The organism is Pseudomonas sp. LY-1 (genome assembly GCF_053502595.1).
Map to the genome: position 1 here is coordinate 6,272,001 of NZ_CP094353.1, position 14,189 is coordinate 6,286,189.

Below are 14,189 nucleotides of genomic sequence, written 5' to 3' on the forward strand. Positions count from 1 at the left end.
GACCTTCAGTGGATAGGGTGTTATGTCCGGAAAAGCGCAACAGCAGTCTCGTATCAAAGAGTTGATCACCCTGGGTCGTGAGCAGAAGTATCTGACTTACGCAGAGGTCAACGATCACCTGCCTGAGGATATTTCAGATCCAGAGCAGGTGGAAGACATCATCCGCATGATCAACGACATGGGGATCCCCGTACACGAGAGTGCTCCGGATGCGGACGCCCTTATGTTGGCCGACGCCGATACCGACGAGGCAGCCGCTGAAGAAGCCGCTGCCGCGTTGGCCGCGGTGGAGACCGACATCGGTCGCACGACTGACCCTGTACGCATGTATATGCGTGAAATGGGTACCGTCGAGTTGCTGACACGCGAAGGCGAAATCGAAATCGCCAAGCGTATTGAAGAGGGTATCCGTGAAGTGATGGGCGCAATTGCGCACTTCCCTGGCACGGTTGACCACATTCTCTCCGAGTACACTCGCGTCACCACCGAAGGTGGCCGCCTGTCCGACGTCCTGAGCGGTTATATCGACCCGGACGACGGCATTGCGCCACCTGCTGCCGAAGTGCCGCCGCCTGTCGACCCGAAAGCCGTGAAAGCGGATGACGATGCCGAAGACGACGATGCCGAAGCCAGCACCGACGACGAAGATGAAGTCGAAAGCGGTCCAGACCCGATCATCGCTGCCCAGCGTTTCGGTGCGGTTTCCGATCAAATGGAAATCACCCGCAAGGCCCTGAAAAAGCACGGTCGCTCCAACAAGCTGGCAATTGCCGAGCTGGTGGCGCTGGCTGAGCTGTTCATGCCGATCAAGCTGGTGCCGAAGCAATTCGAAGGCCTGGTCGAGCGTGTTCGCAGCGCCCTTGAGCGTCTGCGCGCACAAGAGCGGGCGATCATGCAGCTCTGTGTGCGTGATGCGCGCATGCCGCGTACCGACTTCCTGCGCCAGTTCCCGGGCAACGAAGTTGACGAAAGCTGGACCGACGCTCTGGCCAAGGGCAAGGCGAAATACGCCGAAGCCATTGGTCGCCTGCAGCCCGATATCATTCGTTGCCAGCAGAAGCTGACCGCACTTCAGACCGAAACCGGCCTGACGATTGCCGAGATCAAGGACATCAACCGTCGCATGTCGATCGGTGAGGCCAAGGCCCGCCGCGCGAAGAAAGAGATGGTTGAAGCGAACTTGCGTCTGGTGATCTCCATTGCCAAGAAGTACACCAACCGTGGCCTGCAATTCCTCGATCTGATCCAGGAAGGCAACATCGGCTTGATGAAGGCGGTGGACAAGTTCGAATACCGTCGCGGCTACAAGTTCTCGACTTATGCCACCTGGTGGATCCGTCAGGCGATCACTCGCTCGATCGCCGACCAGGCCCGCACCATCCGTATTCCAGTGCACATGATCGAGACGATCAACAAGCTCAACCGTATTTCCCGGCAGATGTTGCAGGAAATGGGTCGCGAACCGACCCCGGAAGAGCTGGGCGAACGCATGGAAATGCCTGAGGATAAAATCCGCAAGGTATTGAAGATCGCTAAAGAGCCGATCTCCATGGAAACCCCGATCGGTGATGACGAAGACTCCCACCTGGGCGACTTCATCGAAGACTCGACCATGCAGTCGCCAATCGATGTAGCCACCGTTGAGAGCCTTAAAGAAGCGACCCGCGACGTACTGTCCGGCCTCACTGCCCGTGAAGCCAAGGTACTGCGCATGCGTTTCGGCATCGACATGAATACCGACCACACCCTTGAGGAAGTCGGTAAACAGTTTGACGTGACCCGCGAGCGGATCCGTCAGATCGAAGCCAAGGCGCTGCGCAAGTTGCGTCACCCGACGCGAAGCGAGCATCTGCGCTCCTTCCTCGACGAGTGATCCCAGAACCCCCGGCCCAGGCCGGGGGTTTTGCTTTCTACCGATTACTTTTTATAGATTCACCGCTGCGCCCTCCCTCCCCCGCAATGCCCGTCTACACTCGAAACATTCCCCGTGCCATAACGAGACCGTTATGCCCAGATTGCCGACCGTGCTTTTGCTGTCGCTGCTGACCTGGACCGCAACGGCTGGCGCCTTGACTCTCACGGAGGATGAGCGTGGCTGGTTGGCGGACCATCAGGAGCTGCGCCTGGGGGTAGATGCCTCCTGGCCGCCCTTCGAATACCGCGACGAGAACGGACGCTACCAAGGCTTGGCGGCGGATTACGTGCGCCTGATCCAAGACCGCCTGGGCGTCCGGATCAAGCTGATCGAGCCGGTGAACTGGAGCGCCGTCCTCGAACAGGCCCGCAACAACCAGCTCGACCTGCTGCCGGGCATCATGTCCACCCCCGAGCGCCAGGCCTACATGGCGTTCACGCGGCCTTACCTGGACTTCCCCATCGTCATCCTCGCCCATGAAGGCGGTGCGCAACCGCACAACCTGAAGGACCTCTATGGGTTGAAGATTGCCGTGGTGGAAAACTACGCGCCCCATGAATTGCTGCGTACCCACCACCCCGACCTCAACCTGGTGGCCTTGCCGAATGTCAGCTCGACCCTGCAGGCGCTGGCCACCGATGAAGTGGACGCAGTAGTCGGCGACCTGGCTTCGAGCGTATGGAGCTTGCGCCAACTCAAGCTCGACGGCTTGTACGTCAGCGGTGAAACGCCCTACCGCTACCAACTGGCGATGGGCGTGCCTCGTGAAAACAAAATGCTGGTAGGGATTCTGGACAAGGTCCTCGCTGACCTCAGCCCGGACGAAACGCAAGCGATCCAGCGACACTGGGTCGGCAGCCTCACCGATCACCGCACGTTCTGGACGGATCTGCTGACGTATGGCCTGCCCACGATACTGCTGCTGAGCAGCGTATTGGTCGTCGTGATTCGGATCAATCGTCGGCTCAGTTCGGAAATTTCCCGCCGCGTCGCCCTCGAGCAGGAATTGCGCAGCAGCGAATATCACTATCGCGGCCTGGTGGAGAGCTTGTCCGCCATCGCCTGGGAAGCCAGCATTAGCGATTTCACCTACAGTTACGTGTCGCCGCATGCCGAAGAACTGCTCGGTTACCCCCGCGCCCATTGGCTGATTCCAGGCTTCTGGCGCAGCATCATTCACCCCGCCGACCTGACGCGCACCGAAGCCTATTGCTACCGCGAAACCCGCGCCAGCCGTGATCACAGCGTCGATTACCGGGTGATCACCGCCGACGGCCGTTGCCTGTGGGTACGCGACATTGTCAGCCTGATCGAACACGGCCATGAACCGGTACTCCGTGGCTTGATGATCGACATCAGTGACGCCAAGCGCACGGAAGAGGCGCTGCAATTGTCCGAGCAAAAATTTGCCTCGGTGTTCCAACAGTGCCCAGACATTCTGGTGATCGCACGAATGTCCGACGGCTGCCTGTTGGAGGTCAACAAAGCGTTTGAGGACCAGGTGGGCCTGAAGGCCGAGGACGTGATCGGTAAAACCGCTACTTCGCTGAATATCTGGGGTATCCCGGGCATCGGCCCGGACCTGCTGCAACGGCTGCAGACCACCAGCATCCGCAACCTGGAAATGCGCTTTCTGCGCAGCAACGGCCAAGCCTTTACCGGGCTGATTTCCGCCGAACCGTTCCAACTCGACACGACCGAAGCCCTGGTAATTGTGGTGCGAGACATCACCCAGCTCAAGGAAACCCAGCAACAGCTGCAAACCTCCGAAGAGAAATTCGCCAAGGCCTTCCATGCCTCGCCCGACGGTTTGCTTTTGAGCCGTCAGAGCGATGGCCAACTGATCGAGGTCAACGAAGGGTTCAGCCGCATTACCGGCATCGCCAGCGTGAGTACCCTCGACCAGTCAACCCTGGACCTGGGCATCTGGGTCGACCTCAACGAACGCAAACACATGCTGGAGCTGCTGCAACGCGACGGGTTTGTCCGCGATTTCATCTGCCATATCCGCCGCAGCGACGGGCAGATCCGGCTGTGCGAGTTGTCCAGCCGTCCGCTGCCCATCGGCGATGACGACTGCATGCTGACCATCGCCCGGGACATTACCGAGCGCCAACAGATGCAGGAAAAACTGCAACAGGCCGCCACCGTCTTCGAAAGCACCGCCGAAGGCGTGTTGATCACCGACACCCGGCAAAACATCAGCGCCGTGAACCGCGCCTTCAGCGAGATCACCGGCTACAGTGAAGCCGAAGCCCTCGGCCACACCCCGCGCCTGCTCGCCTCCGGCCTGCATGACAGCGCATTCTATGCCGCAATGTGGCACCAGTTGACCACTCACGGGCATTGGCAGGGCGAGATATCCAACCGTCGCAAGAACGGCGAGGTCTACCCCAGTTGGCTGACCATCAGCGCCGTGCGCAACCGCGACCAGGCGATCACGCACTTCGTCGCGGTGTTTGCCGACATCTCCAGCCTCAAACACGCCCAGGCCCGCCTCGACTACCAGGCCCATCACGACCCGCTGACCGGCCTGCCCAACCGCACCCTGTTTGAAAACCGGCTACAGGCCGCGCTCAACAATCAACAGGAGAGCGGCCACCAGGGCGCCGTGCTGTTCCTCGACCTGGATCGCTTCAAACACATCAACGACAGCCTCGGCCACCCGATCGGCGACCTGCTGCTCCAGAACATCGCCGTGCGCCTCAAGGAGCAACTGCGCGACATCGACACCGTCGCCCGTCTGGGCGGCGACGAATTCATCATCCTCCTGCCCGGCCTGCAGCAAGCCAGCGACGCCCAGCATCTGGCCAATAAACTGCTGGCCTGCTTCACCCCGCCATTCCAGGCAGGTGAGCACGAGTTTTTTATCAGCGCCAGCATCGGCACCAGCCTGTACCCCCAGGACGGCATGGACGTCGCCACCCTGGTCAAAAACGCCGACGCCGCGATGTACCGCTCCAAGGCCAAGGGCCGCAACCGCGTCGAAGGCTACACCCGCGACCTGACCGCCCAGGCCAAAGAACGCGTGGCGCTGGAACATGAACTGCGCCGGGCCATCGAACGCAATGAGCTGAGCCTGTATTACCAACCCAAACGGAGCCTGGAGACCCAGGAACTGATCGGCGCCGAAGCGCTGATCCGCTGGCACCACCCGACCTTCGGCGACGTACCGCCCGAACACTTCATCGCCCTGGCCGAAGAGAACGGCATGATCCTGCAGATCGGCGATTGGGTCCTGGAACAGGCCTGCCAACAAATGCACGCCTGGCAAACCGTGTTCGATCACTTCGGCCCGCTGTCAGTCAACCTCGCCGGCGCACAACTGCGCCAGCCCAACCTGCTGTCACGCATCGAACAGCTACTGCGCGATTACCGCCTCGAACCGGGCTGCCTGCAACTGGAGATCACCGAAAACTTCATCATGAGCCAGGCCGAAGAAGCGCTGGACGTGCTGCACCAACTCAAACGCCTGGGCGTACAACTGGCGATCGATGATTTCGGCACCGGCTATTCATCCCTCAGCTACCTCAAGCGCCTGCCCCTGGACTTCCTGAAAATCGACCAATCCTTCATCCGCGGCCTGCCCGACGACCCCCACGACGTGGCGATCGTGCGCGCCATCATTGCCCTGGGCCACAGCATGCAATTCACCATCATCGCCGAAGGCGTAGAGACCCCCGCCCAACAAACCTTCCTCGCCGCCGAGGGCTGCGAACAGATGCAAGGCTACATCGTCAGCCTGCCCCTGCCCCCGGAGCTTTTTGCCGCGACGTTTCTTCGTATGAGGGTTCAGGATTTTTCGGATAGCACAGCGGAGAAACCATCGCTATAATCCGCGACCTGTTAAGGGCCTATAGCTCAGTTGGTCAGAGCAGAGGACTCATAATCCTTTGGTCCACGGTTCAAGTCCGTGTGGGCCCACCAACTCCAAAGCCGCGCATTGCGCGGCTTTTGTGTGTCTGTCGCTGCCGTTTTAGCCAGCGCCCTCGCCCTCAGGCTCACGTCGCAAACAACTGCCCAATATCCCGGAACGCCTTGAACTCCAACGCGTTACCGCAGGGGTCAAACAAAAACAGTGTCGCCTGCTCCCCCACCTGGCCTTTGAAGCGAATGTGCGGTTCCAGCACGAACGCGGTCTGCCGTGCCTGCAAGCGCGCCGCCAGGGCATGCCAGTCGTCCCAGCTCAATACCACGCCGAAATGCGGCACGGGGACGTCGTGGCCGTCGACTGCGTTGGTGTGCGCCGCAGCCTGGGAGGCTGTTTTGGGGTGTTCATGAATCACCAGTTGATGGCCGAAGAAGTTGAAGTCGACCCAGTGGTCGCTGGAACGCCCCTCTTGCAGGCCGAACACGTCAGCGTAGAAATGCCGGGCAGCGGCCAGGTCGAATACTGGAATGGCCAAGTGAAAAGGTGCCAGTGTCATCAGGTCAAACCTCTGCGGGTCGTGGAGAGGCTCGAGTTTAGCCTTGCTGCTGGCGATGAAAAGACGATAGTTTTTGCGCCGAGCTCAAATAATTTCGATGAGTTGAGGCGCCCATGCTGCGTGAATTGAAGACCTTTATCGCGGTAACGCGCCACGGTACGTTCGCCGCGACGGGCATGCATATCGGGCTGACGCAATCGGCGGTCAGTGCGCAGATTCGTCAACTGGAGCAGGCGCTCGGGGTGGCGTTGTTCGACCGCACCGGGCGCCAGGCTACGCTGAATGCCGCAGGCGTTCGCGCCTTGCCGCTGGCCAAGGAGATTCTGGAGACGTTCAACCGCATGGCAGTGCCGGTGGATGCCAATGAATACCGGGGCGAGCTGAAAGTCGGGGCGATCGGCACTGCGCAGACCGGGTTGCTGCCCCTGGCCCTGGTCCGGTTACGTCAGGCCGCGCCGACCGTGGAATGCAAGTTGGTGCCCGGCGTGTCCCTGGAATTACTGAGCCAGGTGGACGCCGGCGAGTTGGACTCGGCGATTATCATTCGACCGCCTTTTGACTTGCCTAAGGAGCTGCACGTACAGGTGCTGCGCAAGGAGCCTTTTGCGCTGATCGTGCCGCATGCACTGGCAGGCGATGACCCCTTGCAGTTGCTCGGCAGCCAACCCCATGTGCGCTACGACCGGGCGTCGTTTGGCGGTCGATTGGTCAGCCGGTTTCTGCGCGAGCAGAAGCTCGAGGTGCAGGTGGCGCTAGAGTTGGATGAGCTGGAAGCCATCGTCAAGATGGTCGAGTGTGGCCTGGGGGTGTCGCTGATTCCTCAGGCGGGGCTGTGGCTCGAACGCTCGCCCCAGGTACGAATTATCCCGCTAGGCCATCTGACCTTTTACCGGGAGATCATCCTGCTCAGTCGCTACAACCACCGCAACCTGCCCGTGCCGCAACTGTTTGCCCGCTGTCTGTTGGCTGACGCAAGCCTGTAACATATGCCCCCTATCCGTCCGCACCGGAGCTGCCCTTGCCTGTCCTCGATGAAATCGACCGCCAACTGATCGCCGCGTTGCAGATCAATGCCCGTGAAAGCGTCGCCATGCTGGCACGGCAACTCGGCATTGCGCGCACCACGGTGACGTCGCGCCTGGCTCGTCTGGAGAAAACCCAGGTGATTACCGGTTATGGCGTGCGCCTCGGCCAGCGTGTGGTGGATGGCGGGCTGCAGGCGTATGTCGGCATCACCGTGCAGGCGCGCTCGGGCAAGGACGTGCTGCGCAAGCTCAGTGCCATGGCCCAGGTTCAGCAACTGTGCGCGGTGAGCGGCGAGTTCGATTACGTGGCATGGCTGCGCACCGATTCGCCGGAACAGCTCGATCAATTGCTGGACCAGATCGGCAGCGTCGACGGTGTGGAAAAAACCACCACGTCGATCATCCTCAGCAACAAACTCGATCGCAGACAACCAATCTGACCGCCAATCTCGTCACTTTGACTGAAAACAATTCAATTCGACGACACTTTGCGTCTTATTAACGAACGCTACGCTCCCTAAACTGGCTGCCATCTTTTCCTATACTCAGCGGGCACGTCCCGCGAGCCGCTAGTAAGGTCAGCCATGAGCATTCCGTCCAGCAGCATCAGCAAGACCAATCGCCACCCCGCCGACGGTAAAAAACCGATCACCATCTTCGGCCCGGATTTCCCCTTTGCGTTTGATGACTGGATCGAACACCCCGCCGGCCTGGGCAGTATTCCGGCCGCCAACCACGGCGCCGAAGTGGCGATCGTCGGCGCCGGGATCGCCGGCCTGGTGGCCGCCTACGAACTGATGAAGCTGGGCCTCAAGCCCGTGGTGTACGAGGCCTCGAAGATGGGCGGCCGTTTGCGCTCCCAGGCGTTTGAAGGCGCCGAAGGGATCATCGCCGAGTTGGGCGGCATGCGTTTCCCGGTGTCGTCCACCGCGTTCTACCACTATGTCGACAAGCTCGGCCTGGACACCAAACCCTTCCCCAACCCGCTGACGCCGGCTTCCGGCAGCACGGTCATCGACCTGGAAGGCCAGACCCACTACGCACAAAAACTGTCCGACTTGCCTGCGCTGTTCCAGGAAGTGGCTGACGCGTGGGCCGACGCCCTGGAAGCCGGCTCGCAGTTCGGCGATATCCAGCAAGCCATTCGCGACCGCGATGTGCCGCGCCTCAAGGCACTGTGGAACAAACTCGTGCCGCTGTGGGACGACCGCACCTTCTACGACTTCGTCGCCACCTCCAAGGCCTTTGCCAAGCTGTCCTTCCATCACCGCGAAGTGTTTGGCCAGGTCGGCTTCGGCACCGGTGGCTGGGATTCGGACTTCCCCAACTCCATGCTGGAAATCTTCCGCGTGGTGATGACCAACTGCGACGACCATCAACACCTGGTGGTCGGCGGCGTGGCGCAGGTGCCCATGGGTATCTGGCGCCATGTGCCGGAGCGCTGCGCCCACTGGCCGGCGGGCACCAGCCTGAGTTCGCTGCACAGCGGCGCGCCACGGGCCGGGGTCAAGCGCATTACCCACGCGCCCGGCGGCCGTTTCGCCGTGACCGACAACTACGGCGATACCCGCGAATACGCCGCCGTACTGACCACCTGCCAAAGCTGGCTGCTGACTACCCAGATCGAATGCGACGAAACCCTGTTCTCGCAAAAGATGTGGATGGCCCTGGACCGCACCCGCTACATGCAATCGTCGAAGACCTTCGTGATGGTCGACCGCCCGTTCTGGAAAGACAAAGACCCGCAAACCGGCCGCGACCTGATGAGCATGACCCTCACCGATCGCCTGACCCGTGGCACTTACCTGTTCGACAACGGCGACGACAAGCCGGGCGTGATCTGCCTGTCGTACTCGTGGATGAGCGATGCGCTGAAAATGCTCCCGCAGCCCATCGATAAACGCGTGAAGCTGGCCCTCGACGCACTGAACAAGATCTACCCGAAAGTCGACATCAAGGCGCGCATCATCGGCGACCCGATCACCGTGTCCTGGGAAGCCGACCCGCATTTCCTCGGGGCCTTCAAAGGTGCGTTGCCTGGTCACTATCGCTACAACCAGCGGATGTACGCGCACTTCATGCAGAAGGACATGCCCGCCGAGCAACGTGGGATTTTTATCGCCGGCGATGACGTATCCTGGACACCGGCCTGGGTCGAAGGCGCGGTGCAAACCTCATTGAACGCGGTGTGGGGCATCATGACCCACTTCGGCGGCCACACTCACCCAGAGAACCCGGGGCCGGGTGATGTGTTCGATGAAATCGGGCCAATTGCCCTGGCCGATTAAGGAGCCAAGCCATGCGTGTCGCCCTGTACCAATGCCCGCCGCTGCCGCTGGACGTGGCCGGCAACCTCGAGCGCCTGCATCAACTCGCGCATGAGGCATCCGGCGCCGACCTGCTGGTGCTGCCGGAGATGTTCCTCACCGGCTACAACATCGGTGCCGAAGCTGTCGGCGCATTGGCCGAGGCGCAGGATGGCGAGTCGGCGCGAACGATTGCCGAACTGGCGCGAAGTGCCGGGCTGGCAATCCTGTATGGCTACCCGGAGCGCGCCGCGAACGGGCAGATCTATAACGCCGTGCAGTTGATCGATGCCCACGGCCAGCGCCTGTGCAACTACCGCAAGACGCACCTGTTCGGCGACCTCGATCATTCGATGTTCAGTGCCGGCGGCGATGATTTTCCGCTGGTGGAACTCAACGGCTGGAAACTGGGCGTGCTGATCTGTTACGACCTGGAGTTCCCGGAAAACACACGGCGCCTGGCCCTGGCCGGCGCCGATCTGATCGTGGTGCCCACCGCGAATATGGTGCCGTTCGACTTTGTCGCCGACGTCACCGTGCGGGCGCGGGCCTTCGAGAACCGGTGCTACGTGGCGTACGCCAATTACTGCGGGCACGAAGGCGAGATTCAGTATTGCGGGCAAAGCAGCATCGCCGCGCCGGATGGGCAGCGAATCGCCCAGGCCGGCCTGGATGAAGCCTTGATCGTCGGCACGCTGGAACACCAATCGATTCTCGATGCCCGCGCCGCCAATGACTACCTGCAAGACCGCCGCCCCGAACTGTACGGCACGCTGCACAAGCCCTGATCTGGAGGGTTTGCTAGCATAGGCACTTCCCTCGTATCGGAAGTGCCCATGCCTGCGCCGGCCCAGCCCCATCACCTTCACCTGACCCTGGCCAACGGCCTGCGGGTTTCCCTGCGCCATGCCCCGCGTTTAAAGCGTTGCGCCGCTGTTTTGCGGGTGGCGGCCGGCAGCCATGACGTGCCGTTGGCGTGGCCCGGCCTGGCGCACTTTCTGGAACATCTGTTGTTTCTTGGCACTGAGCGTTTTCCGAGCGATGAAGGGCTGATGACCTACGTGCAGCGCCACGGTGGCCAGGTCAATGCCAGCACCCGCGAGCGCACCACGGATTTCTTCGTTGAACTGCCGTTGTCGACCTTTGCCGATGGGCTCGAACGCCTGGCCGATCTGCTGACCCATCCGCGCCTGGCGCTGGACGATCAACTGCGCGAGCGCGAAGTGCTGCACGCGGAATTCATCGCCTGGTCCCAGGACGCCAACGCACAACAACAGGTCGCGCTGCTGGAGGGCCTGGCGGCCGATCATCCGCTGCGCGGCTTCCATGCGGGCAATCGCGACAGCCTGCCGGTGGAACGTCAGGCGTTTCAGCAAGCATTGCGGGATTTCCACCAGCACTTCTATCAGTCGGGGCAAATGACCTTGAATCTGGCCGGCCCACAACCGCTGGCAGAACTGGAACGCCTGGCGCGGCGCTTCAGTGAGCAACTGCGCGCCGGCCCGCGACACCCGCAGGCGGCCCCGCCAGCACTGATGCCCGCTCATACACAGCATTTCCAACTCAGCGCCGACGGCCATCTGCATCACGTCATCAGCGTCGACGCCCCCAGGGAAGCCCTGGATTTCCTTTGTTTCTGGCTCAACGCCTCGGCGCCCGGCGGGTTGCGCGCGGAACTGCAAGCGCGGCAATTGGCGAGCACTGTGCAGGCCTCCGTGCTCTACCATTTCGCCGGGCAAGCGCTGCTGGATCTCGATTTTACCCTCGGAACTCAAAGCGACGCGGCGACACAGATCGAAGCGTTGTTGTACGACTGGCTGAGCTTTTTCGCACACAGCGACTGGACATCTCTGCGCGAGGAATTCGCCCTGCTCAACGCGCGCCAACAGCAGGTCCAAGGCGCCCTCGCGTTGGCGCGGCATGACAGCGAAGAACTCGAAGCGCCGGTGTCGGAGCAGCACGTTGCCGCCCTCAAAGCCCTGCTCGACGCCCTGCCGCTGCAAGCCTGCCGACATGCGTGGCAACTGCCGCCCAACAACCCGTTCCTGCGCCCACCCGTGAAGGACGAACGCGCCGGCCTGATTCGCGGCCAGACCAGCGCCCACCGGGGCCTGCGCACCTTTGCCCAGGACCGTTCCCGAGGGCGGCGAGAGCTGTCGGCGTTGTCGTTCAGCCCGGCGTTGGCCGATGCCCATGAGGAAGGCGCGCTCTACCTGCGCTGGCGGCTGGATTGCGCGCTCCCATCGACGCTGGAAAACACCCTGGCACCGTTGCGCGAAAATGCCCGCCAGGCCGGCGTCGACTTATCCTTCGACGCGATCGGCAATGACTGGCTGGTGAAGATGGTCGGTCTTCACCAACCCATGCCGGCGATACTCGATGAACTCGCGCGCAGCCTGAACCTGCTTGAGGAGGATCGGCAACACGCCACTGCTGGTACACCGCCGATTGCCATCCGGCAATTGCTCAAGGCGCTGCCGGCGTGCTGTGTCGGCGTTCGACCAAACCCGCCTGCGCCCTCGCTGTCGTGGACCCACGCACGCTGGGAAGGCCTGGGCATTGGGCTGCCCGCCCACTGCGAAGCGGCGCTCAGATCCGCCGCCACCCGCTTGCCCGGGCAGCCGGCCATTCTTGAATCCGAATGCCCCAGCCTCAACGGCCAGCGTCTATGGCATGAGGTCCACACCGATGCCCTCGATGCGGCCTTGCTGCTGTTCTGCCCGACGCCGACGCGCGCCCTGGCAGATGAAGCCGCATGGCGCCTGCTGGCGCACCTGCTCCAAGGGCCGTTCTACCAACGCCTGCGGGTAGAGCTGCAAATCGGCTACGCGGTGTTCAGCGGTATCCGACAGATCAATGGGCAAACCGGCCTGCTGTTTGGCGTGCAGTCGCCCAGCGTTTCCCTTGAGGGCATCATGCAGCACCTGCACACCTTCCTCGCGCAATTACCGGCATTGATCGACGCCAGCGACGACCTCGGCCACCCAGCGCTGGCGCAACAATTCACGGCGCAGGCGCTGCCCCTCGCCCAGGCCGCCGAACTGTTGTGGCAGGCGCGCCTGGCCGGCCATCCAGCAGAGTATCTGGCGCTGCTTCAACACCAGATCCAAGCCCTGACGCACGCGGATCTGCAGCGCGCCGCCCAACAGGTGCAGGACGCCGCGGGCGGCTGGCGCTGCATCGCCAACGGCCCGCGCAGCGGCGGTGACTGGCAATCGGCAGACTGATCGTTGCTGCTGCCGCAATAGGCTTTTTCCACCAAGACAGCGCTAACTTGGAAAAAAATGCGTAATATTCATAGGCACACATCTGAACATCTCCGACTGGAGGTGGACTATATGTATTACTTGGTAGTAAACGTCCCATCCCTTCGTAGGAGTAAGAATATGACTTGGTCCAAACCTGCTTACACTGATCTGCGCATCGGTTTCGAAGTGACTATGTACTTCGCCAGCCGCTGATTGGCTGGGTAAGACAACGCCTCGGCTCGTCCGGGGCGTTTTTGTTTTCAGCTTTGTTTGATGGAGCGGCCATGTTTGTCCAGATTCTAGGTTCCGCCGCCGGCGGCGGCTTCCCGCAGTGGAACTGCAACTGCGCGAACTGCGCAGGCTTTCGTGATGGCAGCCTGCGAGCGCAGGCGCGTACCCAGTCATCCATCGCGATTTCCGACGATGGCGTGAACTGGGTACTGTGCAATGCCTCGCCGGATATCCGCGCACAACTGCAGGGCTTCGCGCCGATGCAACCCGGCCGCGCCCTGCGCGACACCGGCATCAGCGCGATCATCCTGATGGACAGCCAGATCGACCACACCACTGGCCTGCTGAGCCTGCGCGAAGGCTGCCCGTACCAGGTGTGGTGTACCGACATGGTCCATGAAGACCTCAGCAGCGGTTTCCCGCTGTTCACCATGCTCACCCACTGGAATGGCGGCCTGGCCTGGAACCGCATCGAGCTGGACGCCAGCTTCACCATCCCGGCCTGCCCCAACCTGCGTTTCACCCCGCTGCCGCTGCGCAGTGCCGCGCCACCGTATTCGCCGCACCGCTTCGACCCGCACCCCGGCGACAATATCGGCCTGATCGTCGAAGACCTGCGCACCGGCGGCAAACTGTTCTACGCCCCAGGGCTGGGCAAGGTGGACGCGCCATTGCTGGAAATCATGGCCGGCAGCGACTGCCTGCTGGTGGACGGCACGATGTGGGACGATGATGAAATGCAGCGCCGTGGCGTCGGCACCCGCACTGGCCGCGAGATGGGCCACCTGGCGCAGAACGGCCCCGGCGGCATGCTCGAAGTGCTGGAACACCTGCCGAAGCAGCGCAAGGTACTTATCCACATCAACAACACCAACCCGATCCTCGATGAAGATTCTCCCGAGCGGGCCGAGCTGGTGCGGCGCAATGTCGAAGTGGCTTACGACGGCATGAGCATTGAACTGTAGGAGCGAGCTTGCTCGCGAAAAACGCAAGAACACCGCAGATATTCAGGGTGCATGCGTCACCGTTAACGACCT

At 61.8% G+C, this 14,189-nt stretch carries 10 protein-coding genes and 1 tRNA gene; 10 read left to right on the plus strand and 1 reads right to left on the minus strand.

Features of this window, described 5'->3' with window-relative positions; all coding sequences use genetic code 11:
- The first annotated feature begins 22 nt into the window (after positions 1 to 22).
- The 3 genes from rpoD (at position 23) to MOQ67_RS28935 (ending at position 5,842) form a co-directional block, all read left to right on the plus strand.
- Positions 23 to 1,873 carry an RNA polymerase sigma factor RpoD gene (gene rpoD, locus MOQ67_RS28925; protein WP_017847823.1) on the plus strand — a complete coding sequence of 617 codons (1,851 nt, stop codon included), beginning with the start codon at positions 23 to 25 and terminating at the stop codon, positions 1,871 to 1,873.
- Between the two features lie 133 nt (positions 1,874 to 2,006).
- Positions 2,007 to 5,750, plus strand: a complete 3,744-nt coding sequence (locus tag MOQ67_RS28930; RefSeq protein ID WP_448675735.1) for an EAL domain-containing protein — start codon at positions 2,007 to 2,009, stop codon at positions 5,748 to 5,750.
- A 15-nt stretch (positions 5,751 to 5,765) separates the two neighbouring features.
- A tRNA-Ile gene (locus MOQ67_RS28935) sits at positions 5,766 to 5,842 on the plus strand.
- Between the two features lie 74 nt (positions 5,843 to 5,916).
- Here the strand turns inward: MOQ67_RS28935 and MOQ67_RS28940 are convergent.
- Positions 5,917 to 6,342 carry a VOC family protein gene (locus tag MOQ67_RS28940; RefSeq protein ID WP_017847825.1) on the minus strand — a complete coding sequence of 142 codons (426 nt, stop codon included), beginning with the start codon at positions 6,340 to 6,342 and terminating at the stop codon, positions 5,917 to 5,919.
- 113 nt (positions 6,343 to 6,455) lie between these two features.
- On the opposite strand from MOQ67_RS28940, the gene MOQ67_RS28945 reads away from it, so the two are divergent.
- From MOQ67_RS28945 to pqqB, 7 genes are all read left to right on the plus strand, one after another.
- On the plus strand, positions 6,456 to 7,325 hold the full coding sequence (locus tag MOQ67_RS28945) for a LysR family transcriptional regulator (protein WP_448675736.1): 870 nt from the start codon (positions 6,456 to 6,458) through the stop codon (positions 7,323 to 7,325).
- A 35-nt stretch (positions 7,326 to 7,360) separates the two neighbouring features.
- Positions 7,361 to 7,807, plus strand: coding sequence for an Lrp/AsnC family transcriptional regulator (locus tag MOQ67_RS28950; protein ID WP_017847827.1), 447 nt, complete (start codon positions 7,361 to 7,363; stop codon positions 7,805 to 7,807).
- Positions 7,808 to 7,972: 165 nt separating this feature from the next.
- Positions 7,973 to 9,655 (plus strand): flavin monoamine oxidase family protein, encoded by a 1,683-nt coding sequence (locus MOQ67_RS28955; RefSeq protein ID WP_448675962.1) that lies wholly within the window; start codon positions 7,973 to 7,975, stop codon positions 9,653 to 9,655.
- Positions 9,656 to 9,666: 11 nt separating this feature from the next.
- The gene (locus tag MOQ67_RS28960; protein ID WP_017847829.1) at positions 9,667 to 10,461 is read left to right on the plus strand and encodes a carbon-nitrogen hydrolase family protein; all 795 of its coding nucleotides are present in this window, start codon (positions 9,667 to 9,669) and stop codon (positions 10,459 to 10,461) included.
- 48 nt (positions 10,462 to 10,509) lie between these two features.
- Positions 10,510 to 12,900, plus strand: a complete 2,391-nt coding sequence (gene pqqF / locus MOQ67_RS28965) for a pyrroloquinoline quinone biosynthesis protein PqqF (RefSeq protein ID WP_448675737.1) — start codon at positions 10,510 to 10,512, stop codon at positions 12,898 to 12,900.
- Positions 12,901 to 13,059: 159 nt separating this feature from the next.
- Positions 13,060 to 13,134 carry a pyrroloquinoline quinone precursor peptide PqqA gene (gene pqqA, locus MOQ67_RS28970; protein WP_003194766.1) on the plus strand — a complete coding sequence of 25 codons (75 nt, stop codon included), beginning with the start codon at positions 13,060 to 13,062 and terminating at the stop codon, positions 13,132 to 13,134.
- Between the two features lie 71 nt (positions 13,135 to 13,205).
- Complete coding sequence (gene pqqB, locus MOQ67_RS28975) at positions 13,206 to 14,117, plus strand: pyrroloquinoline quinone biosynthesis protein PqqB (protein ID WP_448675738.1); 912 nt, start codon at positions 13,206 to 13,208, stop codon at positions 14,115 to 14,117.
- Positions 14,118 to 14,189 lie beyond the last annotated feature (72 nt).

What these genes read in the sequence shown, in the direction of transcription:
- rpoD (WP_017847823.1), top strand. Translation starts at nt 23, where the DNA reads ATGTCCGGAAAAGCGCAACAGCAGTCTCGTATCAAAGAGTTGATCACC.
- MOQ67_RS28945 (WP_448675736.1), top strand. Translation starts at nt 6,456, where the DNA reads ATGCTGCGTGAATTGAAGACCTTTATCGCGGTAACGCGCCACGGTACG.
- MOQ67_RS28940 (WP_017847825.1), bottom strand. Translation starts at nt 6,342, where the DNA reads ATGACACTGGCACCTTTTCACTTGGCCATTCCAGTATTCGACCTGGCC.
- pqqF (WP_448675737.1), top strand. Translation starts at nt 10,510, where the DNA reads ATGCCTGCGCCGGCCCAGCCCCATCACCTTCACCTGACCCTGGCCAAC.
- MOQ67_RS28930 (WP_448675735.1), top strand. Translation starts at nt 2,007, where the DNA reads ATGCCCAGATTGCCGACCGTGCTTTTGCTGTCGCTGCTGACCTGGACC.
- MOQ67_RS28960 (WP_017847829.1), top strand. Translation starts at nt 9,667, where the DNA reads ATGCGTGTCGCCCTGTACCAATGCCCGCCGCTGCCGCTGGACGTGGCC.
- pqqB (WP_448675738.1), top strand. Translation starts at nt 13,206, where the DNA reads ATGTTTGTCCAGATTCTAGGTTCCGCCGCCGGCGGCGGCTTCCCGCAG.